The following is a 24322-nucleotide window of genomic DNA, read 5'->3' as shown; positions in this document are numbered from 1 at the left end:
GGCGCGCGTCCCCGCGACGCGCGCGGCACCCTCAGCAGACGCCGTCGCCCGGCTTCGGGTTCCCGAGCCCGAACAGCGGGCGCAGCTTCAGCCCGGCCCAGGTGCCGAGGAGCGCGAAGGCTCCCCAGAGCCAGCCGTGCAGGCTGCCCGAGGCGATGCCCGCGAGATACGCGCCGATGTTGCAGCCGCCCGCCAGCCGGGCACCGATGCCCATCAGCACCCCGCCGAGCACCGCCGCGACCGCCGTCCGCCACGGCACGCCGCGGTGGAGCGTCCACGTGCCGCCGAGCGCCGCGGCGGCCGCCGCGCCGATCATGATGCCGATGTCGGTGAGGCTGGTCTTGTCGCCGAGCACGGGCCCGGCGAGCATCTCCTTGTTCCCGGGCTGCTGCCACCAGCTCCAGCTCTCCGGGTGGCCGCCGAGGGCTCGTACCAGCTCCGAACCCCACAGGCTGAAGGCGCTGGTGACGCCCCACGCGCCACCGGACACCAGCAGCACTCCGGCCCCCAGCACGGCCAGCGCCAGGGCGCCGACGGCCAGCGGCCACGAGCCGCGCAGCACCCGGGCGGCGGCACCGCGCGCGGAGGGCACCGGGCCGATCGGCGGCGGGGTGCGGCGGGCCTGCACCCGACGGCTGACCAGGACGATGGCGGCGAGCACGAGGATCGTCACCGCCCAGGAGCCGAACCAGCCGATGTGGTCGGCCATGACGACCGGCTCCAGCGCGGGCAGGTCCTTCCACAGGTCGAACTGCCAGGCGGCGAGGGTCGCACCGGCGATGAAGCCGCCGAGGGTCAGGATGATCGACGTCTGCCCCGAGCCGACCGCGAAGAGCGTGCCGGACGCGCAGGCGCCGCCGAGCTGCATACCGACGGCGAAGACGAACGAGCCGATCAGCAGTCCCAGTCCGAGCGGTCCGGCCGACGGCGCCGGAACGGACCCGAACAGTCCGGTCCCCGTGCCGATGAGCAGGGCGAACAGCGTGGCCGTGGTGCCGAGCAGCAGGGTGTGGGCGCGCAGCCCGGTGCCATTGCCGACGGCCACCAACTGCCGCCAGGCGGAGGTGAAGCCGAAGCGGGAGTGGAAGAGGGCGATGCCCAGGCCGAGCCCGAGCAGCAGCAGGACGCCGGGCTTGGCCCCCTGGGCGGACCACACGTACGCGGTCAGCGCCACGGCGAGCAGCCCGGACACGGCGAGCGGCACCCGGCGCACCGGCGGCGCGGCGGGCGCCTCCGGCCGGGGCGCGGAGGTGGGTGAGGGGGACAGCAGGGCGGCGGTCTTCGCCGCCTGAGCGGGCGGGGCGGTGGTCACGGGCGGGCTCCGGGGCGTTCGGGGAGGCGAGCGGGGGGGGCGGGGTACGGCGCCGGGCCGGACGACCCGGCCGGGGCGCGGCACCACTGGGTGCGGCGGCGCGCCGGGGACCGGCCGGTTCCGGCTCAGCGGCGACAGAGGCCGTCGTCGACGCACCACGCCGAGTTCGCGAACAGCGCGAGACACAGCAGACGGGCGGGTGCGGACATGCCTTCGAGGATACGTTCCCCCGGCAACCATCCGGAACCGCAGGTCACCAGCCGGGTTTGTGGAGTGAGCCACAGCGTGGAGACGGCGGCGCGAAAGGGCCTTGCGCCGGGCACCGGCCTATAGTCCGCTGACCCTCATGAGGAGCACGAGGGCCATGAAAGCCATGAGGACTGTGCGGAAGCGGAGCACTGCCACGGTGGTCGCCACCCTGGTCGTGGGATCCCTGTGCGCGGGGGCGCCGCATCCGCGTGCGGAAGCCGCCGGAGCCGGGGTCGACCTCGATACGGTGACGATCCCGGAGTTACAGGCGCGCATGGCGGGCGGTTCGCTGACCTCGTCCACCCTGACCACCGCCTATCTGCGGCGGATCAGGGCCATCGACCCCACGATCCACGCGGTGTTGCGCACCGACCCGACGGCCCTGCGCCAGGCCGCCGCCAGCGACGCCAGGCACCGTCGGGGCGACATCCGTGGCCCGCTCGACGGGATCCCCGTCCTGCTGAAGGACAACGTGAACACCAGGGGCATGGCCACCACGGCCGGGTCGCTGGCCTTGGCCGGCGGCCCGCCGGACACCGACGCCGCTCTGGTGACCCGGCTGCGCGACGCGGGCGCGGTGATCCTCGGCAAGACCAATCTGTCCGAGTGGGCGAACTTCCGTGCCGAGAAGCCGACGTCGGGGTGGTCGGCGGTGGGCGGGCAGACCAGCAACCCGTACGTGCTGGACCGCAATCCATGCGGGTCCTCCTCCGGTTCGGCCGCCGCGCTCGCCGCGTCGCTGGCGCAGGTGGCGATCGGCACCGAGACGGACGGCTCCATCGTGTGCCCGGCCGGGATGAACGGGGTGGTCGGGCACAAGCCCAGCCTCGGCCTGGTCAGCCGGGACGGAGTGGTCCCGATCTCCGCCGAGCAGGACACCGCGGGGCCCATGGCACGCAACGTGACCGACACCGCGCTCACCCTGTCGGTGCTCAGCGGCGGCGCCACCGCTGAGCACCGACCGGACGAGCCGGCGCGGCCCGGCGGCATGCGCGGCAAGCGGATCGGCTTGTGGCGGCTGCCCTCGCTCGGCGCGGAGGTGGACGCCGTGATGACCCGTACCGCGGAACAGCTGCGGCGCGCGGGAGCCGAGGTCGTGGAGGTGACGCCCCCGTACCAGAAGCGGCTCGCCGAGCTCGAATTCCCGGCGCTGCTGAGCGAGTTCCACCGGGACATCGACGCCTACCTCGCCACCCGCGAGGGGCCGCGGAACCTCGCCGAGCTGGTCGCGTTCAACCGCGCCCACCCGGCGGAGCGCACCTGCTTCGCCGGTCAGGAGCTGTTCGAGCGGGCCCTCGCCGCGCCGTCCACCACCGACCCCGGTTACCGGGCCATGCGCGCCGAGTTGACGGACCTCTCCCGGCGTTCCATCGACGAGACCATGGCCGCCCACCGGCTGGACGCCATCGCCTCGCCGGCGAACCCGCCCGCCTGGACGACGGACTGCGCACGGGGCGACAACGATATGATCCCGTCCTCTACCCCCGCGGCCGTGGCCGGATACCCGTCCCTGTCGGTTCCCGCCGGGTCGGTGAACGAGCTGCCGGTGGGCCTGCTCCTGATGGCCGGTGACCACCAGGACGGCCCGCTGCTCTCGCTGGGGGCCGCGGTGGAGCGGCGGTTGCACGCCTGGCGGGCGCCGCGCTATCTGCCGTCGGTGGGCCCCGGCGCCTCCCGGTGACCGGCCGGTCGCCGGGTCAGTTCTCGTAGGCGCGGATGGCGGCCACCTTCTCCGCCGAGGGGGAGGTTTCGTCGAACCGCTGGGCGAGCCAGTCGTCGGTGAGCGCGCGGGCGAGTTCGAGGCCGATGACGCGCTGGCCGAAGCAGAGGACCTGGGCGTTGTTGCTGAGGACGGAGCGGCGTACGGAGTAGCTGTCGTGGGCGGTGACCGCGCGGATGCCGGGGACCTTGTTGGCGCTGATGGCCACGCCGAGGCCGGTGCCGCACACCAGGAGGGCGCGGTCGGCGGTGCCGTCGGCGATGCGACGGGCCGCCTCGACCGCGACGTGCGGGTAGGCGGTGTGCTCGTCGCTGTCCACGCCGACGTCGATGACCTCGGCCACCCGGGGGTCGGCCAGCAGGTCCTGCTTGAGGGCTTCCTTGTAGCCGTAACCGGCGTCGTCACAGCCGACGACGATCCGGAACGGAGTCGCGGTGGTCATACGGCATCGCTTCCTGTCGTCGTGGGAGTCGCGGGAATCGTGGGGAGGGTGGCGACCGCGGTCAGCACCGCGGCGAGGGAGGTGGCTCCGGGGTCGGGGGTGCCCACACTGCGCTCGGCGAGGGGGCGGGCCCGGCCGAGGCGGGGGCGCAGGTCGGCGGTCTGCTCGGCGGCCGTACGGGCCTCGGCCGCGGCGGACGCGTACGCGTCGGCCACCGGGGCCCCGGCGCGCAACTGTCCGGCGAAGTCGGTGGCGAACGGGGCGAGGGCGTCGACCAGGGTCTTGTCGCCCACCTCGGCCCCGCCGAGCGAGGTGACGGCGGTGAGCGCCTCCATGGCGGCGGACGCCAGCTCCTCGCGCGCGGGCGCCCGGTCCGCCGGGAGTACGGCGCCGAGGGCGCGCAGCGCCGCGCCCCACAGGGCGCCCGAGGTGCCCCCGGCCTCCGCCGCCCAGGCGTCCCCGGCGGCGGCGAGCACGACCGCCGGGGCGAGGCGTTCGGCGTGTGCCTTCTCGGCGGCCGCCAGCGCCGCGCCGACGCCCTTGCACATGCCGCGGCCGTGGTCGCCGTCGCCCGCGACCGCGTCCAGCCGCCCCAGGGCGTCCGCGTCCCGGTGCAGCGCGTCGCGGGCGGCGCGCAGGGCGTGGACGGCCCGTTCGGCGACCCCGGCCGCCGCGCCGGACGCGGTGGCGGCGGGCCGGTCCCGGCGGCGCGGGGCGGCTGCGGGCCGTACGGCGGCGGCCTGGGCCGGGACTTCGGCCGGGGGTGCGGGCGGGGCGCCCCGGCGGAAGGCCGGGGTGTCGGCGGGGGCGCGCCACAGCCGCTCCAGCTCGTCGTCCAGCCAGCTCAACGTGAGGGAGCAACCGGCCATGTCGAGGCTGGTGACGAGTTCGCCGACCTCGGGGCGTACGGGGGTGAGCCCGGCCTCGCGCAGCAACCGGGACACCGCGCCCCACAGCACGTACAGCTCCTCGTACTTGGTGGCGCCGAGGCCGTTGAGGACGACGGCGACGCGCCCGCGGTCGCCCGCGTCGGCGGGCCGGTCCGCCAGCACCCCGGTGACCAGGGTGCGGGCCAGCTCCTCCGCCGTGCCCAGGGTGTCCTCGCTCACGCCCGGTTCGCCGTGGATGCCGAGGCCGAGGCCGAGGCGGCCCTCGGGGACGGTGAACAGGGGCGCCTCGCCGCCCGGCAGGGTGCAGCCGTCGAAGGCCACGCCGAGGGTGCTGGTCCGGGCGTTGGTGTGCTCGGCGACGCGGACGACCTCCGCCAGCGGGGCACCCTCCTCGGCCGCCGCCGACGCGGTCTTGAAGACGACGAAGCCGCCCGCGATGCCGCGGCGCCGCGCCGTCTGGTCCGCGGGCGCGGAGGCGATGTCGTCGGTGACGGCGAAGCAGCGGGCGGGTATCCCGTCACCCTCCAACTGCCGCGCCGCGAGGCCGAAGTTCATCACGTCACCGGCGTAGTTGCCGAAGAGGAAGAGGACACCGCCGCCCGCCTCCGCCGCCTCGGCGACCGAGCGGGCGCGGGCGGTTGACGGGGAGGTGAACACGTCGCCGATGACCGAGCCGTCGGCGAATCCGGGGCCGACGACCCCGCAGAAGGCGGGGTAGTGGCCGGAGCCGCCGCCGGTGAGGACGGCCACCTTCCCCTCGGGGGTGGGGCGGGCGCGCACCACGCCGCCGGGCACGGCGCGTACGTGCTCGGGATGGGCGGCGGCGAACCCGGTGATCATGTCGTCGGTGAACCGGGCGGGGTCGTTGAAGAGCCTGGTCATCGTGTGCTCCAGCCGTCGCGTGCGGCATCGAGGGCGAGGCGGTAGTCGGCGTAGCCCTCGGCGTAGTGGTCGATCAGCCCGCGCTCGGCGGGCACGGTGCGGCGGGGGGCGCGCCAGGCGGCGGGGTCGACGGGCGTGCCGAGGGAGTGCCAGGCGGTCTGGGCCGCGCCGCGGATGCCCACGGCGTCGTCGCAGACCTCCAGGTCGCGGCCGAGGACTCCGGCGAAGACGCGCGCCCACTCCCCGGAGCGCGCGCCGCCGCCGCACGCGGTGACGGGGCCGCAGACGCCGAGGGTTTCCATGCAGTGCCGGGCCGAGTAGGCGACGGCCTCGCACAGCGCCCGTATCAGGTCGGCGCGTCCGGTCAGCGGGGAGAGGCCGTCGAACCGGCCGCGGGCCCGGGCGTCGACGAAGGGGGCGCGCTCGCCGCTGGCGGACAGGAACGGCAGCGCGGTGACGCCCGAGGCGCCGGGCGGGGACTGGACGAGCAGCGCGTCCAGCGCCTCGATCTTCACGTCGAGCAGTTTCAGCAGCCAGTCCAGGCCCGCGGTGCCGATCATGGCGGGCATGACGCGCAGGAACCGGCCCTCGTACGGGGTGGCCAGGACCATTCCGGCCGGTTCGTCGGCGGCGGCCGGGCGCGGTTCGCTGTCGAGGGTCTGGGCGGCGAGGGTGGTGCCGATGATGAGGTTGCCCTCGCCGGGTTCGGCGACTCCCGAGCCGAAGGCGCAGGCAGGGATGTCGAACGGACCGGCGGAGACCGGCAGTCCGGCGGGCAGGCCCAGCCGCCGGGCGGCGTCGGGCAGGAGCGGGTGCAGGGTGCCGGGCGGCGCCGGGTCCGGCAGCAGCCTGCGGTGGTCGGTCAGTCCGCACAGGTCGAGCGCGGTCTCGTCGTACGTACGGGTGGCGACGTCGAGGAACGGCTGCGAGGCGTCGGAGGCGTCGACGGTCACGGCGCCGGTCAGCCGCTGTACGACGGCGTCCACGCAGTACCCGGCGACGTGAGCCGCCGCCAGCCGCTCCGGTTCGTGTTCGGCGAGGTGGGCCAGCAGGGGCGCGGCGGAGCCGGGGAACAGGCCGACGCCGGTGCGCCGGTGCAGGGCGCGCAGGGTGCCGTCGTCGGTCCACTTGCCGAGCCGATCCGCGGCCCGGCCGTCCATCCAGGACAGCGCGCGGCCGACGGGGGCGCCGGTGGCGTCGCGCAGCCACAGCCCGTCGCCCTGCCCGGTGAGGGCCAGGGCCTCGACCGGTTCGCCGTCCATGTCCGCGGCGTCGGCGAGGGCGGCCCGTACGACGGTCTCCACGGTGCCCACGACGTCGTCCAGGTCCTGTTCGACGCGCTGGCCGGGCAGGGTGTAGACGGTGCTGCGGGCCTCGTGGGCGGGGGTGGTGCGGCCGTCGCGGGAGATCAGCTGGGCCTTGGTGACCGACGTACCGATGTCCACTCCGACGATCATGATCGGCCTCCGGTCAGCACCTCCGGGTTGGCGACGTGCCGCAGTGGTTCGCCGCGCAGGAAGCGGGCGGCCTCGGCGGTGGTGATCGCGGCGGCCCGGTCGGCGGTCTGCCGGGTGGCGCCCGCCAGATGGGGCGTGGTGATGACGTTGGGGGCGTGGTGCAGCGGCCAGTCGGCCGGGGGCGGTTCCACGTCGTAGACGTCGAGCGCGAGCGCGCCGAGGCGGCCGGACTCCAGCAGCCCGGGCAGTGGGGCGTAGTCGAGCAGGTCGCCGCGGGCGGAGTTGACGAGGACGGCGCCCTCGGGCAGCAGGGCGAGGTTGCCGGCGTTGAGCAGATGCCGCGTCTCGGGGGTGACCCGGGCGTGCAGGCTCACCACCGAGCTGCGCCGCAACAGGTCGTCCAAGGCGGTGAGTTCGACGCCGTCGGCCTTCGCCCGGTCCGGGTCCGCGTACGGGTCGGACACGAGGACGTGGGCGCCGAAGGCGCGCAGCACGCGGGCGACGATCGCGCCGATGGCCCCGTAGCCGACGAGGCCGACGGTGGCGCCGTCGAGTTCGAGACCGGCGTTCTCGTAGGCGTAGTAGTCGCCGCGCCACACGCCCTGCTTGAGGGCGGCGTCGGCGAAGGTGATGCGGCGCAGGGCCGCCAGGATCAGGCCGACGGCGAACTCGGCAGCCGCGGCGGCGTTGCGCCCGGGGGTGAACGTGACGGGGATCCCGGCGGCGGTGGCGGCGGCCACGTCCACGTTGACGGGGCCGCCGCGGGCCACGCCGATGAACCTCAGCCGCGGTGCCTCGCGGATGATCCGGGCGGTGAAGGGGGCCATCTGGGTGAGGGCGACACTGGCGTCGCCGAGCGCCTCCAGCACCTGTTCCTCGGTGCCGCTGGCCTCCTTGACACCGCCGTTCCCCCGCTCGTCGGCCCCCACCGGGCCGAAGGGCTCGTTCGGCCAGCGGGTGCGCAGCGTACGGAAGTCGAGCCCGGCGGAGGGCAGGGCCTCGCTCAGGGCGGCGGAGAAGAGTTCGGGGGCGATGAAGTCGTCACCGGCTACCAGGACCGTGGTCATGTCGGTCACTCCCCTCGGGCGTCGAGCCGCTTGAGCAGGAACTCGGTCACGGCGCCATGGTCCGGGGAGCGGAAGGCGGCGGCCGCGAGGGCGTCCTCGGCGGGTGGGTACTGCGGATTGGGGATGGCCACGACCGTCATCCCGGCGGCCGCGGCGGCGCGCAGTCCGTTGCTGGAGTCCTCGACCGCGAGACAGCGCTCCGGGGCCACGCCGAGTGCGCTCGCGGCGGCGAGATAGACGTCCGGGCTGGGCTTGCCGCGTTCCACCTCCGCGCTGGAGACGGTCGCCTTGAAGTGGTGGTCGACGCCGTGGTGGACGAGGACGGCGTCGATGACGCGGCGGGGCGCGGAGGAGGCGAGCGCGACGGGTCCGCGCTCGGCGGTGGCGGTGATCATCTCGCGGGCGCCGGGCAGCAGCTCGATGCGCCCGTCGGCCAGCGCCCGGACCATGCCGTCGACGACGGTTCGTTCGGTGTCCTCGGCGGAGCCGCCCGCCCCGCAGAACCGGGTGAGGTACGCGGCCCACTCGGGGGCGCTCATCCCCTGGACGTCACGGGTCTGTTCCGGGCCCCACGCACGGCTGTGCGCGGCGGCGTACGCGGTCCACAGCTCCTCCCACAGATGCTCGCTCTCCACCAGTACGCCGTCCATGTCGAAGACCACTGCGTCGGCCATGCGTACCCCTGATCTGCTGGCTGGTGATGCTGTCCCAGCGAAATTAACAGTGAAGGTGTGAGTTGTCACCGGTTACATGTGAGAAATTGGCACGGCAGGATGGAGTCATGACTCTCCCGTCTTCGCGCGGTGCGCGGCAACAGCGACACCAACTGATCGTCGACCACGTCCTGGCCCGGGGGGACGCCACCGTGGCCGAGCTGGCCGAGCTGACCGGCGTCAGCCTGATGACGGTCCACCGGGACATCGCCGAGCTGGCGGACCGCGGCATCCTGCGCAAATACCACGGCGGGGTCTCCGCGCAGCCCTCGATGGTGTTCGAGTCCAGTTCGGACTTCCGGCTGCACGCACACACCGAGGAGAAGCGGGCGCTGGCCCGCGCCGCGCTGTCGTTCGTGGCGCCGGGGATGTCGGTGATGCTGGACGACTCGACCTCGGCGCTGGCCCTGGCGCGGCTGTTGCCCGAGGTGGGGCCGCTGACCGTGGTGACGAACTACCGGCTGATCACGGAGGAGCTGCGGGGTGTCGAGGGCATCCGGCTGATCTGCGTGGGCGGCGAGTACTCGCGCACCCACGACTCGTGGATCGGGCTGCCGGCGATCGACATGATCAGCGGCGTCTCCGTCGATCTGACCGTGCTGTCCACCTCCGGGATGACCGCGGGCATGACGTTCCATCAGGAGCAGGAGATCGTCAGCATCAAGCGGGCGGCCCGGCAGGCGGGCGCGACGAGCGTGCTGCTCATGGACCACAGCAAGGTGGGCCGCCGGGCGCTGCACCGGCTGGAGAGCGTGGACTCCTTCGACCATGTGCTGCTGACCGGCCCGGTGGACGAGGAGCTGCTGCGGGAGATGCGGGAGCAGACGGATGTGCGGGTGGTCGACGCGGGATAGTTAACATCGAACCTCGTTAGCCTTACCAAGGCTCTTGATATTTCTCTCGGCGCGCTTGAGTATCTGCGGTCGTACTCCGTCACACCGCAGACACACCTCAGAGTGGAGGCAGCGATGCCGAAAGCCTTGGTCCTGGGCTATGTGGGCGTGCTCCTGTTCATGATCGGCGATGGTGTCGAATCCGGCTTCATCGCCCCGTACATGGCCGACCACGGCGCCGCGACGGACGTACGGGCCGGGTATGTCATCACGGTGTACGGCATCGCCGTCATGCTGGCGTCCTGGTTCTCCGGCGCGCTCTGCCAGGTGTGGGGGCCGCGCCGGGTGATGTGGACGGGCCTGGTGATCTGGGCCGTCTTCGACGCCGCGTATCTGCTGTTCGCGCTGGGCACCGAGAACTACCCGCTGATGCTGCTCTTCTACGGCATCCGCGGCTTCGGCTACCCGCTCTTCGCGTTCGGCTTCCTCGTATGGATCACCAACACGGCGCCGAAGGCCCGGCTGGGCACCGCTGTCGGCTGGTTCTACTTCGCCTTCACCGGGGGCCTGCCCACCCTCGGCTCGCTGTGGTCGAGCCTGACCATCCCGTGGTTCGGCCGCCTGGGCACGCTGTGGTCCGCCCTCGCCCTCATCCTCCTCGGCGGCGCCATCGCCCTGGTCGGCGCGCGCCGCAGGCCCGGCGGCGACCGGATGGCACCGCCGGAGGTCACCACCCGGCAGAGCCTGCTCAACTCCGTCTCCATCATCTGGACCCATCCGCGCGTCCTGGTGGGCTGCCTGGTCCGGGTCATCAACACCGCCCCCGAGTTCGGCATGCTGGTGTACCTGCCGCGGATCTTCTCCGACGACATCGGGTTCGGCGAGGACAAGTGGCTCCAGCTGCTGGCGATCATCTACGGCACGAACATCTTCTTCAACCTCATCTTCGGTGTCCTCTCCGACCGGATCGGCTGGCGCACCACCATCGCCGGTTTCGGCGCCCTGGGCTGCGCGATCAGCGTCACGACGCTGTACTTCGTACCGGTGTGGCTCGGCCCGGACTACTTCTGGGTCGCGGTGCTCGCGGGCATGTTCTACGGGGCCACCCTCGCGGGCTTCGTCCCCATCTCGGCGCTCATCCCCTCGATGGCCCCGGAGAACAAGGGCGGTTCGATGGCCCTGCTCAACCTGGGCGCGGGCGGCGCGGCCTTCGTCGGCCCGGCGCTCGCCAGCCTCTTCTTCCCCCTGGTCGGCGCGGGTGGCGTCACGCTCGTCTTCCTCGCCCTGTACCTGGTGGCCTTCGTGCTGACGCTGCTGCTGAAGCTGCCGGAGGAGCGGGACGGCGAGGCGGCGGCGCCGGACACGTCCCGGAAGGACGCGGCCACGACATCGTCATAGGGCCGGGCCAAAAACACCGGTGCCCCGGCCGGGATCGTCTCCGGCCGGGGCACCGCGCTCTCACCCCGAAGGGGCTCCACGGGTCAGTCCCGCTGAGCGTCCTTGGGAAGCTTGCGCCACTTCACCTGGGTGTCGGTGTCGTACGCGAAGTCGAGCATCTTCTGCGCGTCCGGGTAACGGTCCGTCGCGTCGTTGAGGATGACTCCCACGACCGTACGGCCATCGCGCTCGGCGGCGAACACCAGACAGGGACCGGCGGGGGTGGTGGTCCCGGTCTTGACCCCGATGGCGCCCTTGTAGGAGCCCAGGAGACGGTTGGTGTTGTCCCAGGAGTAGTACCGGGTGCGGCCGTTGGCAGCCGGTGCCTCCTGCTTGGTGGACACCGACTTGACGACGGTCTGGAAGGTGGAGTTCTCCATCGCCCGCTGCGTCAGCTCGGCCATGTCACGGGGCGTCGAGTAGTTGTCACTGCTCGCCGAGACACCGTCGAAGGAGTCGTAGTGGGTGTTGGTGAGGCCCAGGTCCTTCGCCTTGGCGTTCATCTTGGAGACGAACGACTTGGTACGGTCGGCCACGGTGTCACCGGTGCCGAACGTGTCGGCCAGCGCCATCGCCGCGTCACAGCCCGACGGGAGCATCATCCCGTACAGCAGCTGGTTGACGGTCAGCTTGTCGCCGATCTGCAGGTCCGCCGTGCTGGCTTCCGTCTGGGTGACGTAGTCACGGTAGTCCTGCTTGACGGTGATCTGCTTGTCGAGATCCACGTTCTTGGACTCGAGTACCACGAGCGCGGCCATGATCTTCGTAGTGCTCGCCATCGGACGCCGGGTGTCGGCCTCCTTGGCCATCAGCTCCTCGTCGGAACCGGTGTCGAGCAGATACGCGCCCTTGGCGCCGACCTTCGGTGGTTCGGGCGAGGCCTGGGCCACCGCCACCGGGACCGCGATCGCCACGGCCACCGTGGACGCGACCGCCGCCACCCTCCAGCGGCGGGTCACGGTTCCACGACGTTTATGCATTCGCCCTCCGTTTCGGTAAAAAATCGTTTCGGCGGGCGCATCGTCTCACTGTGTGCAGGGCGAACTCCCCTCGGGGGCCTCGCTACGCGCAGGTGTAGGGAATCAACTGGCCGCAGCTCAGGGGTGCTCGCGAACCGCATACCCTACGCGGGACCGCACCGTCCGCCCTGCCCCGTCGAGGAGAGCGCCCATGCCCGCCGATGGCCAGAACCCGCAGACACTCGGCTTCCCGCCCGAGCAGATCAACACGGACCGGCCGCACCCCGCCCGCATGTACGACTACTACCTCGGCGGCAAGGACCACTACGCGGTCGACGCGGCGGCCGCCGAGGAGGTGTTACGCCGCACGCCGCAGGTGCGGGACAGCACGCGGGGGAACCGGGCGTGGATGCATCGGGCGGTGCGGTACCTGGCGGAAACGGCGGGGGTGCGGCAGTTCCTCGACCTGGGCACCGGGGTGCCCACGTCACCGAATCTGCACGAGGTCGCGCAGCGGGTGGATCCGGCCTGCCGGGTGCTGTACATGGACAACGATCCCATCGTCCTGGCCCACGCCGGCGCCCTGCTGACGTCCGGACCGGCGGGCCGCGTGGCCTACCGCCACGGTGACCTGCGGCAGCCCGCCGCGGTGCTCGGCGAGGCGCGCGCGGCGGGCATCTTCGACTGGGACCGGCCCATCGCGCTGATCCTCTCCGCGATCCTTCACTTCGTCCCCGACGAGGCGGACCCGGCCGGTGTCCTCCGCACGTACTGCGACGCCCTGCCGGACGGCAGCTATCTGGCGATGTCACACGCGACCGGCGACTACTCCCCCACCACGTCCGCCGGGGCCGCCGTCTACGCCGAGCGCAACGTCGCCGCCCCCTTGGTGCTGCGCGGCTACGCCGACGTCCTGCGGCTGTTCGGCGGAACGCGGCCGGTGGAGCCCGGAGTCGTACGGCTGCCGGAGTGGCATCCCGAACTCGGCCCCGCGCCACGGCCGGAGGACGGGCTGGGCTACGACCCCGACCGGGTGTGGACCTACGGCGGGGTCGCCAGGATCGAGCCGCGAGGGCTCTGCTGACCCACTCACCAGCGGACGGCGGTGAAGTCGACCGGCCGGGGCCGCAGCAGCCGCGTGCGCTCCGCCAGCGCCCGCAGCCGCTGGGACATCTGGTCGGCAGTCAGGCGGTGGCGGTCGCCGTGGCCCGGCAGCACCCACTCGAAGCGCAGCCGCCCGGCCACCCTGGCCAGGGAGCGGGCCAGTTCCTCGATGGAGTACCAGGTCACGCTGTCGGCGACGGCCAGATCACCCGTCGTGCGTGACCAGTAGAAGCTGTCGCCGCTGAAGCAGTACCGGCCATCCGCGAGGTAGAGCACACTGCCTCGGGTGTGGCCGGGCAGCGGATGGGCGGTGACCCCCTCGCCGATCTCCAGCGGTTCGAGCCCCCGGATCACCTGGTCCGCGTCCGGTGCCGCGTCGAGGTCGCCCTCGTGGATCCACAACCGGGCGCCGAAATGGTCCGCGTAGCGGCGGCCGTGCGCGACGTGATCGCGATGGGTGAGCAGCACATCGGTGACCGGGCCCGACGCCGTGTAGCGGGCGGCGAGTTCACGGCTCCAGCGAGGCGTGTCGATCATCATGGCCGTGCCGGACGGCCGCAGGAGCAGATAGGAGTTGGCCCCGGCGGTGTGCGGGGAATTGTGCCCGCAGAACATGACGCCGTCGTCCAGGGCCATCGGAAAGGGGTCCAGCGTCCGGTCCGGCCGCCCGGACGCCGGGCGGATCGAGCGGGTGGGGCAGGCGAACGCGGCGGCATGGAGGCTCCGGGTCTCGGCCGCGTCCTCCGGCTGCCGCAGGACCCGCGACTTGCCCTCGACCTCGCCGATCAGGCCGGGCGCGAGCTGCCGGGCCACGTCGCAGTTCGTGCAGCGGTCGTCCACGTACCAACCGTCCATGGCGGGGCTCCTTCCGGAGGCGGTCAAGGGAGGCACGGCCCGGAGCGGGGCCGCCCGTCCTTCAGAGGTATCCCACCGGGCGGCAAAACCAATAGCCCCTGCAAATCTTGTGTTTCGACCCCCCGGCCTCTCCGACCCGCGTCACCGCCTTGACCGGTGACGGATCCGATGACAGGCTCATCACCGGTTGAACCAGTGACACTGGTAGGCGCACGCATCGCGGGAGGACGCATGGACGGGATCCACGGCATCGAGGTGGTCGTCTTCGACGTCCTCGGAACACTGGTCGACGAGCCCGAGGGGCTCCGCGCAGCCCTGCGCGACGCACTGCCCACGGCGGACGACGCGTCCGTCGACGCGCTGCTCACCGTGTGGCAGCGGCACGTCGAGCGCGAGCAGCGACGCATCGCGCAAGGGCACCGCGCGTATGCCACCACCGAGACCATCGACGCGGAGGCCGCCGCGCGCGTGGCCGACCACGCCGGGCTCAGCGACCCGGCGGCCATCGCCCGGCTGGCCACGGCGGGGCAGCGCCTGCCTCCCTGGGGCGACTCCGCCGCCGGTCTGGACACACTCGCGCGGCACTTCCCCGTCCTCGGCCTCTCCAACGCCGGCCGCACCGCGCTGCCGCGGCTCAACGCACACGCCGGACTGCGCTGGCACCAAGCCCTGTCCGCCGAGGCCGCCCAGGCGTACAAACCGGCGCCGGAGGTCTATCGGCTCGCCCTCGACGCCGCCGGATGTCCGCCGGAGCGCGTGCTCATGGTGGCCGCCCACGCCTGGGACCTCAGCGGCGCCCAGGCGACGGGCATGCGCACCGCCTACGTCCGACGGCCGGTCGGCGATCCGCCGACCGGCTCCGATGTCTTCGACGGGCAGTTCGGCGGGCTGGACGAGTTGGTCACCGCCCTGACGGCGCGCTAAGGGGTGTCCTACGACCGGGGTGGAGCGCTGGTGTCCCGTACGACCAGCTTCGGGTCCAGTACCGCCTTCCGCGGCTCCAACGCGTCGTCCTCCAGCCGCTCCACGGCGAACCGCACCGCGTACCGGGCCATGCTCACGGCGTCCTGACGGACCGTCGTCAGGCCCACCGGCATCACATGCGACAGATGGCTGTCGTCGTAGCCCACCACCGACACCTCGCCGGGGACGTCGGCGCCCGCCCGCGTCAGTGTCATCAACAGGCCCATCGCACACCGGTCGTTGCCCGCGAGCACCGCTGTCGGCAGGGGGTGGCCGCGGTCGCGCTCGGCCAGCAGCAGGTGGCCCGCCGCGAAGCCCGACTCCTCCGTATGGGCGCCGGGGATCACTCGCGTCCCGGCCGCGAGGCCGTGGCGGCGCATCGCGGCGCGGTAGGCGCGGCGGCGTTCCGCCGAGCCCGGCCCGCGGCCGCCGTCGATGTGCACGATGTGGCGATGGCCGAGTGCCACCAGATGGTCCATGGCCTGGCGGACACCCTTGCCCTCGGAGGTCTGGACACTGTCGACCCGGGTGCCCGGCACGCGGCGGCCGACGGAGACGGCGACCGTACGCCGCCCCAGCGCGTCCAGGTCGGCGGCCGGCGAGTCCGGGCCGAGCAGGATCACCGCTTCGCAGCGGTGGCCGATCAGGGATTCGATCGCCTGGGACTCGCCGCGGCCCTGAGCGGTCGCGGCGAGCAGGACGTCGTAGCCGAGCCGCTCGGCCTCGGGGTGGATGGCCGTGACGAGGTCCGCGTGGAAGGCGTTGTGGACGGTGAGCATCACACCGAGGGTCCGGCTGCGGCCCCGGGCGAGGAGCCGGGCCGCGTTGTCGGGGCGGTAGCCGATCTCGTCGGCGACGCGCAGCACCCGGTCACGGGTCGCCCGGCTCGCCCCCGGCTGATCGCGGAAGACGATCGAGACCAGCGCCCGGGACACCCCCGCCTCCGCGGCGACGTCCGCCATCGTGGGGCGCCGCTTGCCTGTTCCGTCCACCGTTCGACCCCGCTCTCCCCGCGCCCCGCGTGTCATGTCGTTCCCGCTCGCCTCGGTCCGCGCACCTGGAAACTTACGGCAACCCTCTATTGACATGACATTTGGACAAGCGCCATCGTACTCCTACTGGAGCGCGCTAGTAGAGCGCGGCAGATGCCCCCACCCTCACGCCGTTCGGCAAAGGACTGACCATGGACGTCAGGGACGACGCAGCACGCCCCGCCCCCGCCCCGCCCATCGACGACGCGCCGTCGGCGGTGACCCGGCGGTTGCGGGTCATCACGATCATCGCCACGTTCGGCGGGCTCCTCTTCGGCTACGACACCGGTGTCATCAACGGCGCGCTGCCCTATATGACCGACGATCTGGGCCTGACCCCCGTCACCGAGGGCATGGTCACCAGCTCGCTGCTGCTGGGCGCGGCGCTGGGCGCGGTCGTCGGAGGGCGGCTCTCGGACGCGCGGGGGCGGCGGCGCAACATCCTGCTGCTGGCCGTGGTGTTCTTCCTGGCCACGCTCGGCTGTACGCTCGCCCCGAACACCGAGGTCATGATCGTGGCACGGTTCGCGCTCGGCCTCGCGGTCGGTGGCGCCTCGGTGACCGTGCCGGTCTACCTCGCGGAGGTCTCGCCCGCCGAGCGGCGCGGCGCGCTGGTCACCCGCAATGAACTCATGATCGTCAGCGGTCAGCTGCTGGCCTTCACCTCCAACGCGGTCATCGCGCGGGTGGGCGGCGAGTCCGGTGGCGTCTGGCGCTGGATGCTGGTCATCGCGACCGTCCCGGCCGTGGTGCTCTGGTTCGGCATGCTGGTGATGCCGGAGAGCCCCCGCTGGCTGGCCTCCCAGGGCCGTTTCAACCAGGCGTTCGAGGTGCTCAAGCAGATCAGGTCGCGGGCGCGGGCCGAGGCCGAGCTGAGCGAGGTGTCCGCGCTCGCCGTCAAGGACGAGCAGGCGAAGCTCGGCGGCTGGCAGGACATGAAGGCCACCCCGTGGATGCGCAAGCTGATGTTCGTGGGTTTCGGCATCGCGATCGTCCAGCAGATCACCGGCGTCAACACGATCATGTACTACGGGACGCAGATCCTCACCGACGCCGGTTTCACCTCGGACAGCGCCCTCACCGCGAACATCGCCAACGGCGTGATCTCGGTGCTCGCCACCTTCGTCGGCATCTGGCTGCTCGGCCGGGTCGACCGCCGCCCCATGCTGATGACCGGCCAGCTCGGCACGACCACCGCCCTGCTGCTCATCGGCGTGTTCTCGATCGTCCTGCCCGAGGGCACGGTCCGCGCCTTCGCGGTGCTGGCCATGACGGTGACGTTCCTCGCCTTCCAGCAGGGCGCGATCTCGCCGGTCACCTGGCTGATGCTCTCCGAGATCTTCCCGACCCGCATGCGCGGGTTCGGGATGGGCATCGCGGCCGTGGTGCTGTGGCTGACCAACTTCCTGATCGGCCTGGTCTTCCCGTCGCTGGTGTCCGCGATGGGGATCTCCAACACCTTCTTCCTCTTCGTGGCGGCGGGCGTCTGCGCGCTCGCGTTCGTGAAGGCCTACGTCCCCGAGACCCGGGGGCGCACCCTCGAAGTCCTCGAGGCGGAGCTGCGCGCCCGGTTCTCCCGAAGTGACGCCGGTCAGGCGCCGACGTAGGCCGCCAGGTGTTCGCCGGTGAGGGTGGAACGGGCGGCGACGAGGTCGGCGGGGGTGCCCTCGAAGACGATCCGCCCTCCGTCGTGGCCGGCGCCGGGACCGAGGTCGATGATCCAGTCGGCATGCGCCATGACCGCCTGGTGGTGCTCGATGACGATGACCGACTTGCCGGAGTCGACGAGCCGGTCGAGCAGGCCGAGCAGATGCTCGACATCGGCGAGGTGCAGACCGGTCGTCGGCTCGTCGAGGACGTAGACGCCGCCCTTCTCTCCCATGTGTGTGGCCAGCTTGAGCCGCTGCCGCTCGCCGCCGGACAGGGTGGTGAGCGGCTGGCCCAGGCTGAGGTAGCCGAGCCCGACGTCGGCGAGGCGGCCGAGGATGCGGTGCGCGGCCGGGGTGCGCGCCTCTCCGGCGCCGAAGAACTCCTCGGCCTCGGCCACCGGCATCGCCAGCACCTCGCTGATGTCGCGGCCGCCGAGGCGGTGGTCCAGCACCGAGGGCTGGAACCGCTTCCCGTCGCACTCCTCGCAGGTGGTGGAGACCCCGGCCATCATCGCCAGGTCGGTGAAGATGACACCGGCGCCGTTGCAGTGGGGGCAGGCGCCCTCGGAGTTGGCGCTGAACAGCGCCGGCTTCACGCCATTGGCCTTGGCGAACGCCTTGCGGATCGGGTCGAGCAGTCCGGTGTATGTCGCCGGGTTGCTCCGCCGGGAGCCGCGGATCGCGCTCTGGTCGACCGCCACCACTCCCGCCTCGACGGCATCCGGCCGGCCCACCAGCGAGCCGTGCAGGAGCGAGCTCTTGCCGGAACCGGCCACGCCGGTGACGGCGACCAGCACCCCGAGCGGGATGTCGACGTCGACGTCGCGCAGGTTGTGCGCGGTCGCGCCGCGGATCGGCAGCGTGCCGGTGGGCTTCCGTACCGTCTCCTTGAGCGCGGCCCGGTCGTCGAAGTGGCGGCCGGTGATGGTGCCGCCGGTCCGCAGCCCCTCGACGGTGCCCTCGAAGCAGACGCCGCCGCCCGCCGTACCGGCGCCCGGGCCGAGGTCGACGACATGGTCGGCGATCGCGATCGTCTCCGGCTTGTGCTCCACCACCAGCACCGTGTTGCCCTTGTCCCGCAGCCGCAGCAGCAGGTTGTTCATCCGCTGGATGTCATGGGGGTGCAGTCCGATGGTGGGCTCATCGAAGACGTACGTGACGTCGGTGAGCGAGGATCCGAGGTGGCGGATCATCTTGACGCGCTGCGCCTCGCCGCCCGACAGCGTGCCCGACGGCCGGTCGAGCGCGAGATAGCCGAGGCCGATCTCCACGAACGAGTCGAGGGTGTGCCGCAGCGCGGCGAGCAGCGGCGCCACCGACGGCTCGGCCAGGCCGCGAACCCAGGCGGCCAGGTCGCTGATCTGCATCGCGCAGGCGTCGGCGATGCTGATTCCGCCGATGCGGGAGGACCGGGCGCCCTCGGTGAGCCGGGTGCCGTCGCACTCGGGGCAGACGGTGAAGGTGACGGCCCGGTCCACGAACGCCCGGATGTGCGGCTGCATCGCCTCCCGGTCCTTGGCCAGGAACGACTTCTGGATCTTGGGGATCAGCCCCTCATAGGTGAGGTTGACGCCGTTGACCTTCACCTTGGTCGGCTCGCCGTAGAGGAAGTCCCGCATTTCCTTCTTGGTGTACTCGCGGATCGGCTTGTCCGGATCGAGGAAGCCCGACTGTGCGTAGAGCCCGACGGTCCACACGTTGTCCGACTTCCAGCCGGGGATGGTGAACGCGCCCTCGGCGATCGACTTGGAGTCGTCGTAGAGCTGGGTGAGGTCGATGTCGGAGACCGTGCCCCGGCCCTCGCAGCGCGGGCACATGCCGCCGGTGCGGCTGAAGGTCGCCTTGACGGTCTTGCTGTTGCCGCGTTCGACGGTGATCGCGCCGCTCGCCCGGACCGAGGGGACATTGAAGGCGAACGCGCCGGGCGGGCCGAAGTGGGGCTGCCCGAGCCGGCTGAAGAGGATGCGCAGCATCGCGTTGGCGTCGGTGGCGGTGCCGACCGTGGAGCGGGGGTCGGCGCCCATGCGCTGCTGGTCGACGATGATCGCGGTCGTCAGCCCGTCGAGCACGTCGACCTCGGGCCGGGCCAGTGTCGGCATGAAGCCCTGCACGAAGGTGCTGTAGGTCTCGTTGATCATGCGCTGGGACTCGGCGGCGATCGTGTCGAACACCAGCGAGCTCTTCCCCGAGCCGGAGACACCGGTGAACACCGTCAGCCTGCGCTTGGGGATCTCGATGCTGACGTCCTTGAGGTTGTTCTCGCGCGCGCCGTGCACGCGGATCAGGTCGTGGCTGTCGGCAACGTGCGGCGCAGGCGACTGCGTGTCCGTCTTCATGGTCATGCTCATCCTGTCTCCCTGGTAGGGGACGGGCCCGCCCTCGCGGTCCCGCGTCGGCGTCGCCCGGCTCGGCCCGACCGGCTTCGAGCAGTATGTCTCGCCCCCGGCGACCGCGCTTCTCCATCTCTGACCGGTCCGGCCGGCCGCCTCCGGGGTTGCCGTCCGGTGCCCTTCGGGAGAACGCCGGGAAGCCCCGGGGTGACATGTTCGGCACAGGCGACTGACAGGGGGTTTTCCCGCACAACCCCCTCCCCCGGCCTGCTGTCTGAGCGGGTGATCGTCTACCCGTTCCCCGAAGGGCACCTCCGCATGGCTCAGCACAGAATTCTCGCCTCCACCGCCACCGCCACCGCCACCGCCGCACTCGCCGTCGCCTTAGGCGGGGCCCTGCTCTGGGCGCCCACCGCACAGGCGGACACCTCGGCCGCGGCGGCCCAGGCCACCCTGTCCCACGACGACGGTGTGCTCTCGTACGTGGCCGCCGACGGACAGACGAACAAGCCGACGGTCTCCACCGAGATCACCGATGTCGACCCCTCCCAGTTCGGCAGCGACTTCCTCATCACCTTCCGCGACCGGTCCGGCATGTCCATCGCCGCGTCGGCGGCGCAGTGGGACTCGTGCGCCTACCCCTCGGCGGCCGATCACTCCGTCGTGCAGTGCGTCGTCCCCGAGCCGCTGGGCTCCGACGACTCGACCACCTTCGAGCTCTTCCTCGGCGACGGCGACGACACCGCGTCGGTCGACGGCGGAGCGGGCACGATCGCCGCGATCCGCGGCGGCTCCGGCGACGACGTCCTCAAGGGCACCGGCCAGAACGAGTTCCTGGGCGAGGACGGCGACGACCACATTGACGGCGGCAACGGCATGGGCGCCCGCGGCGGCGAGGGCGACGACACCATCACCGGCGCCTGCTCCTACGAGTGCCGCGGCGACGCCGGGAACGACACCATCACCGGAACCGGCGAAGCGGACAACCTGTACGGCGACGACGGCAACGACATCCTGCGCGCCGGGGCCGACAACGACTACGTGTACGGCGGTAAGGGCAACGACACGCTGTACGGCGAAGACGGCAACGACACCATGTACGGCAACAGCGGCAACGACACGCTGTACGGCGGCAAGGGCCAGGACACGCTGTCCGGCGGCCCGGGCACCAACAAGGTGTACCAGGACTGACGGCCGGCCCGTCACCCGAGGCCGCGGCGGTCACCGCCGCGGCCTTCGCCGTGCCGCACCACTGCCCGTGACCATGCCTTCTGGTCTCGATGCGTGACAGGTGTCTACAACAAAATACCCTGTTTCTCTACGGCTTTGGCATTTGCATGACTCACGGCGCACACAAGGAATTCATCGCTCCGGAAAGACCCGGCCGAGCCTCCTTCCCGGAAACCGTGTGCCCTCGGACTAAGATTTCCCTAGGAACACCTCCAAAGGGTGTTCCGCGGCGTCGCGCCGAATATCCTACCGCCCGGATAGTGGCTGATTGAAGGCCGCGAACTTCCAGCATTGACGAGTCCGTTCCGTTTCCGGGCGTGCTGGAAATCGGAACCCGCTTCGCGATCAAAGATGCCGACAGGGGGAAGCTCAGCAGTGTTGGTGGAACGAAGAAAATTACTGGAACAGCTCGATGATCTACTGACGCAGTCCGCGCGGGGCAGGGGGACCATCGCGGCGGTCAGCGGTTCGACGGCGATGGGCAAGACCACGGTGCTCAACGCGCTGGCGGAGCGAGCCACCGTGGCGGGCAGCACGGTGCTCGGCGTGGTGAGTTCGCCCCACGAGCGCGACGTCCCGTACAGCGCGCTCACCCAGCTCCTGCACGCGGTGCAGGCGGTGCGGAATCCGCGGGCGGATGGGCCCGCCACGCCGGTCCCGCCCGTGGCGGAGGACGACTCCGTGGCCGTCGCACGGCACACGTACCAGATCATCGCCGACCTGGCGGCCCGGCATCCGCTGCTGATCACAGTGGACGACATCCAGCACACCGACACGGCCAGCCTCTCGTGCCTGCGCTACCTGGCGCAGCGGCTGAACCGGCTCCCCCTCGCGCTGGTGTTCACGCGCGGTGTCTCCGTGGAGGAGCAGCCGCCGCGCATCCTCCATGACCTGCTGTACCGGACGAGCGTGCGCCGTTTCCACCTGGGGCCGCTCTCGCGGGTGGGCATGAGGGAGCTGGCCGCGAACCTGCCCTCGCCTTCTCCCTCGGACCGGTTCCTCGCCGAGGTCCACACCCTGAGCGGCGGCAATCCGCTGCTGGCCCAGGCGCTCATCGAGGAGCACCGGCTGCGCGCCGCGCCCGAATCCGCCACGGGGACGGCCCCGTCGGACAGCGACGGGACCGCGCCGCTCCCCGAGGGCGGGGTGTCGATCGGGCCCGTCTTCCATCAGGCGGTCCTCGCCTATCTGCACCGGATCGGCCCGCGCGCGGTCCTGCTCGCCCGGTGTGTCGCGCTGCTGGACGAGGCGGCCACGCCACTGCTGCTGAGCCGGTTGAGCGGCATCGACACCGAACTGCTGAAACGCTACCTCCGGTTGCTCACCGGCATCGGCGTGCTGGGCGGCGCGCGGCTGCGGCACGCGGGCGTACGGCAGGCGGTCCTCGGCGAGATGCCGCACGACGAGGCCACGCATCTGCGGTATCGCGCCGCCCGTCTGCTGTACGACAGCGGGGCGCCGCCGCAGGCGGTCGCCGCGCATCTGCTCGGCGTCGGTCCGCTGTACGAGGACTGGGTGCTGGGCGTGCTGCGCGAGGCCGCCTGCCAGGCCCTGGACGACGGCGACGTACAGCGCGGCATCCGGTGCCTGGAGCTGGCCCGCGAATGCTGTGTGGACGAGACGCAGCGCCTGTCGGTGAAGTCGCAGTTCGCCTGCGGCCAGTGGCAGCTGCGGCCCGCCGACTCGGCCCCGCACTTTCTCGCGCTCAAGGGCCCCATCGTCGAAGGCAAGCTGACGGGTGACGACGCGCTGTGGGCCGCCGAGGGCATGCTGTTCCACCTCGGTTTCGACGAGGCGCTGGAGGCCGTCGACCAACTCAACGACGGCGCCGAGGAGATGGCGACCGCGCTGCACGGCACGCGGATGCTGATGGCCTCGGAGGTCCCCGGCGTGCTCGACCGGCTGAGCCGTCCGCTGCCGGCCTCCGCCGCCCCGGCCACGTCCCACTCCGAGCTGCGGGCCCGGCACGCGCTCGCCCTGGTCCTGGAGCGGGGTGCCGACGAGTACGCCATCGCCCTGGCCGAGCAGGTGCTCCAGAGCCGTGAGAACGCGGCGACCTCGCAGCTCAGCAGCCTGCCGAAGGCGCTGCTCGCCCTGTGCTACGCGGACCGGATCGACGCCGCCGCCACGTGGCACGACCTTCTGGCGGGCGACGCGGGACGCCATGACGCCCCCGCCTGGCGGGCGCAGATCGCCTGCGTCGGCGCACTCGTCTCGCTGCGCCGCGGCCGGCTGGCCGACGCCGTACGCCAGGCGGAGGCGGCGTACGCCCGGCTGTCCGGGCCGCGGTGGAACGTCAGCAGCGCGCTGGCGCTCGCCATACTGATCGAGGCGCACACCGCGATGGGCGATCACCAGGCCGCGGCCGGGTATCTGACGCCGGAGCCGCCGCCCGAGCTGTTCCTCACCCGCGCCGGACTGCACTATCTGTACGCACGCGGGCGCCACCATCTGGCCACCGGCAACACGTATCTGGCGCTGTCCGACTTCCAGGGGTGCGGCAGCCTGATGCGGCGCTGGAACGTCGACACGCCCGCCGTGGCGCCGTGGCGGCTGGGCGAGGCGGAGGCGTGGCTGCGGCTGGGCGACCGGGAGCGGGCGGCCCGGCTCGTCGAGAAGCAGCTCGCCAGGCCCGACTCCGGGCTCACCCGGTCGCGTGGAATGGCGCTGCACGGCCTGGCCCTGGTCCAGCCGGTCACCCAGCAACCGCCCATCCTGCGGGACGCGTTCCGCCTGCTGGAGGGCAGTGGCGCACGGTACGAGGCGGCCGCCGTGCTGGCCGATCTCAGCCGCGCGTACCAGCAGCTGGGCGACAAGCGGGCCCGGCCGACCGCGCGGCGGGCGTGGCGGCTCGCCAAGAGCTGCCAGGCGGAGCCCCTGTGCCAGGAGTTGCTTCCGACGTCCACGCCGCGGAGCATCGGCCCCCGGGGCAGCGCGGGGTCCCGCGGTGGCGAGGGTGCCGACCACGACAGCTTCGGCGGGCTGAGCGAATCCGAGCGGCGCGTCGCCATGCTGGCCGCCCAGGGGTACGCCAACCGTGAGATCGCCGACCGGCTGTTCATCACGGTCAGCACCGTGGAGCAGCATCTGACCCGCGTCTACCGCAAGATGGGCATCAGGAACCGCGAGCAGCTGTTGCAGGGGGCCCACGCGGTCAGCTACGAGTCCGCCTGACCCGTTCCGCCATGCCTCCGCGAGG

18 protein-coding genes are annotated in these 24322 nt (G+C 72.2%); 8 read left to right on the top strand and 10 right to left on the bottom strand.

Annotated features, from left to right (window positions below; translation table 11 throughout):
- Positions 1–31: 31 nt before the first annotated feature.
- Complete coding sequence (locus ACFZCY_RS24985) at positions 32–1312, bottom strand: YeeE/YedE thiosulfate transporter family protein (protein WP_391177327.1); 1281 nt, start codon at positions 1310–1312, stop codon at positions 32–34.
- A 373-nt stretch (positions 1313–1685) separates the two neighbouring features.
- On the opposite strand from ACFZCY_RS24985, the gene ACFZCY_RS24980 reads away from it, so the two are divergent.
- Entirely contained in the window at positions 1686–3242 is a 1557-nt protein-coding gene (locus ACFZCY_RS24980; RefSeq protein ID WP_391178281.1) for an amidase, read from the top strand.
- 16 nt (positions 3243–3258) lie between these two features.
- Here ACFZCY_RS24980 and ACFZCY_RS24975 read toward each other — a convergent pair whose 3' ends face one another.
- The 5 genes from ACFZCY_RS24975 to ACFZCY_RS24955 are packed head-to-tail and all read right to left on the bottom strand — an operon-like array spanning position 3259 to position 8693.
- Complete coding sequence (locus ACFZCY_RS24975; protein WP_391177325.1) at positions 3259–3723, bottom strand: ribose-5-phosphate isomerase; 465 nt, start codon at positions 3721–3723, stop codon at positions 3259–3261.
- Complete coding sequence (locus ACFZCY_RS24970) at positions 3720–5495, bottom strand: dihydroxyacetone kinase family protein (protein WP_391177322.1); 1776 nt, start codon at positions 5493–5495, stop codon at positions 3720–3722. The genes ACFZCY_RS24975 and ACFZCY_RS24970 overlap by 4 nt, the downstream gene beginning before the upstream one ends.
- On the bottom strand, positions 5492–6952 hold the full coding sequence (locus ACFZCY_RS24965; RefSeq protein WP_391177319.1) for an FGGY family carbohydrate kinase: 1461 nt from the start codon (positions 6950–6952) through the stop codon (positions 5492–5494). The genes ACFZCY_RS24970 and ACFZCY_RS24965 overlap by 4 nt, the downstream gene beginning before the upstream one ends.
- Positions 6949–8019, bottom strand: coding sequence for an NAD(P)-dependent oxidoreductase (locus tag ACFZCY_RS24960; protein WP_391177317.1), 1071 nt, complete (start codon positions 8017–8019; stop codon positions 6949–6951). The genes ACFZCY_RS24965 and ACFZCY_RS24960 overlap by 4 nt, the downstream gene beginning before the upstream one ends.
- A gap of 5 nt (positions 8020–8024) precedes the next feature.
- A complete protein-coding gene (locus ACFZCY_RS24955; RefSeq protein WP_391177314.1) occupies positions 8025–8693 on the bottom strand; it encodes an HAD-IA family hydrolase in 669 nt (222 codons plus the stop codon).
- A 107-nt stretch (positions 8694–8800) separates the two neighbouring features.
- Here ACFZCY_RS24955 and ACFZCY_RS24950 point away from each other — a divergent pair, with 107 nt between their 5' ends.
- Both ACFZCY_RS24950 and ACFZCY_RS24945 read left to right on the top strand, forming a co-directional pair.
- Positions 8801–9586, top strand: coding sequence for a DeoR family transcriptional regulator (locus ACFZCY_RS24950; protein ID WP_391177312.1), 786 nt, complete (start codon positions 8801–8803; stop codon positions 9584–9586).
- Positions 9587–9700: 114 nt separating this feature from the next.
- Complete coding sequence (locus ACFZCY_RS24945) at positions 9701–10963, top strand: RbtT/DalT/CsbX family MFS transporter (RefSeq protein WP_391177311.1); 1263 nt, start codon at positions 9701–9703, stop codon at positions 10961–10963.
- 83 nt (positions 10964–11046) lie between these two features.
- On the opposite strand, the gene ACFZCY_RS24940 is transcribed toward ACFZCY_RS24945, so the two are convergent.
- The gene (locus ACFZCY_RS24940; RefSeq protein WP_391177308.1) at positions 11047–11982 is read right to left on the bottom strand and encodes a serine hydrolase; all 936 of its coding nucleotides are present in this window, start codon (positions 11980–11982) and stop codon (positions 11047–11049) included.
- Between the two features lie 190 nt (positions 11983–12172).
- On the opposite strand from ACFZCY_RS24940, the gene ACFZCY_RS24935 reads away from it, so the two are divergent.
- Complete coding sequence (locus ACFZCY_RS24935; protein WP_391177305.1) at positions 12173–13045, top strand: SAM-dependent methyltransferase; 873 nt, start codon at positions 12173–12175, stop codon at positions 13043–13045.
- 5 nt (positions 13046–13050) lie between these two features.
- Here ACFZCY_RS24935 and ACFZCY_RS24930 read toward each other — a convergent pair whose 3' ends face one another.
- On the bottom strand, positions 13051–13920 hold the full coding sequence (locus tag ACFZCY_RS24930; RefSeq protein ID WP_391177302.1) for a 4Fe-4S domain-containing protein: 870 nt from the start codon (positions 13918–13920) through the stop codon (positions 13051–13053).
- Positions 13921–14151: 231 nt separating this feature from the next.
- Between ACFZCY_RS24930 and ACFZCY_RS24925 the strand changes: the two genes are divergently transcribed.
- Positions 14152–14844 (top strand): haloacid dehalogenase type II, encoded by a 693-nt coding sequence (locus ACFZCY_RS24925; protein ID WP_391177298.1) that lies wholly within the window; start codon positions 14152–14154, stop codon positions 14842–14844.
- A gap of 8 nt (positions 14845–14852) precedes the next feature.
- Here ACFZCY_RS24925 and ACFZCY_RS24920 read toward each other — a convergent pair whose 3' ends face one another.
- Positions 14853–15845, bottom strand: coding sequence for a substrate-binding domain-containing protein (locus ACFZCY_RS24920; RefSeq protein WP_391178278.1), 993 nt, complete (start codon positions 15843–15845; stop codon positions 14853–14855).
- 221 nt (positions 15846–16066) lie between these two features.
- Between ACFZCY_RS24920 and ACFZCY_RS24915 the strand changes: the two genes are divergently transcribed.
- Positions 16067–17521, top strand: coding sequence for a sugar porter family MFS transporter (locus ACFZCY_RS24915; protein WP_391177295.1), 1455 nt, complete (start codon positions 16067–16069; stop codon positions 17519–17521).
- Here the strand turns inward: ACFZCY_RS24915 and ACFZCY_RS24910 are convergent.
- A complete protein-coding gene (locus ACFZCY_RS24910; protein ID WP_391177292.1) occupies positions 17506–19911 on the bottom strand; it encodes an ATP-binding cassette domain-containing protein in 2406 nt (801 codons plus the stop codon). The genes ACFZCY_RS24915 and ACFZCY_RS24910 overlap by 16 nt on opposite strands.
- A gap of 300 nt (positions 19912–20211) precedes the next feature.
- Between ACFZCY_RS24910 and ACFZCY_RS24905 the strand changes: the two genes are divergently transcribed.
- Both ACFZCY_RS24905 and ACFZCY_RS24900 read left to right on the top strand, forming a co-directional pair.
- Positions 20212–21084, top strand: a complete 873-nt coding sequence (locus ACFZCY_RS24905; protein ID WP_391177290.1) for a calcium-binding protein — start codon at positions 20212–20214, stop codon at positions 21082–21084.
- 414 nt (positions 21085–21498) lie between these two features.
- A complete protein-coding gene (locus ACFZCY_RS24900; protein WP_391177287.1) occupies positions 21499–24297 on the top strand; it encodes an AAA family ATPase in 2799 nt (932 codons plus the stop codon).
- Positions 24298–24322: the final 25 nt, after the last annotated feature.

It is taken from the genome of Streptomyces sp. NPDC007983, from assembly GCF_042958345.1.
GTDB lineage: Bacteria > Actinomycetota > Actinomycetes > Streptomycetales > Streptomycetaceae > Streptomyces.
This window is presented reverse-complemented; position numbering and strand designations above follow the sequence as displayed.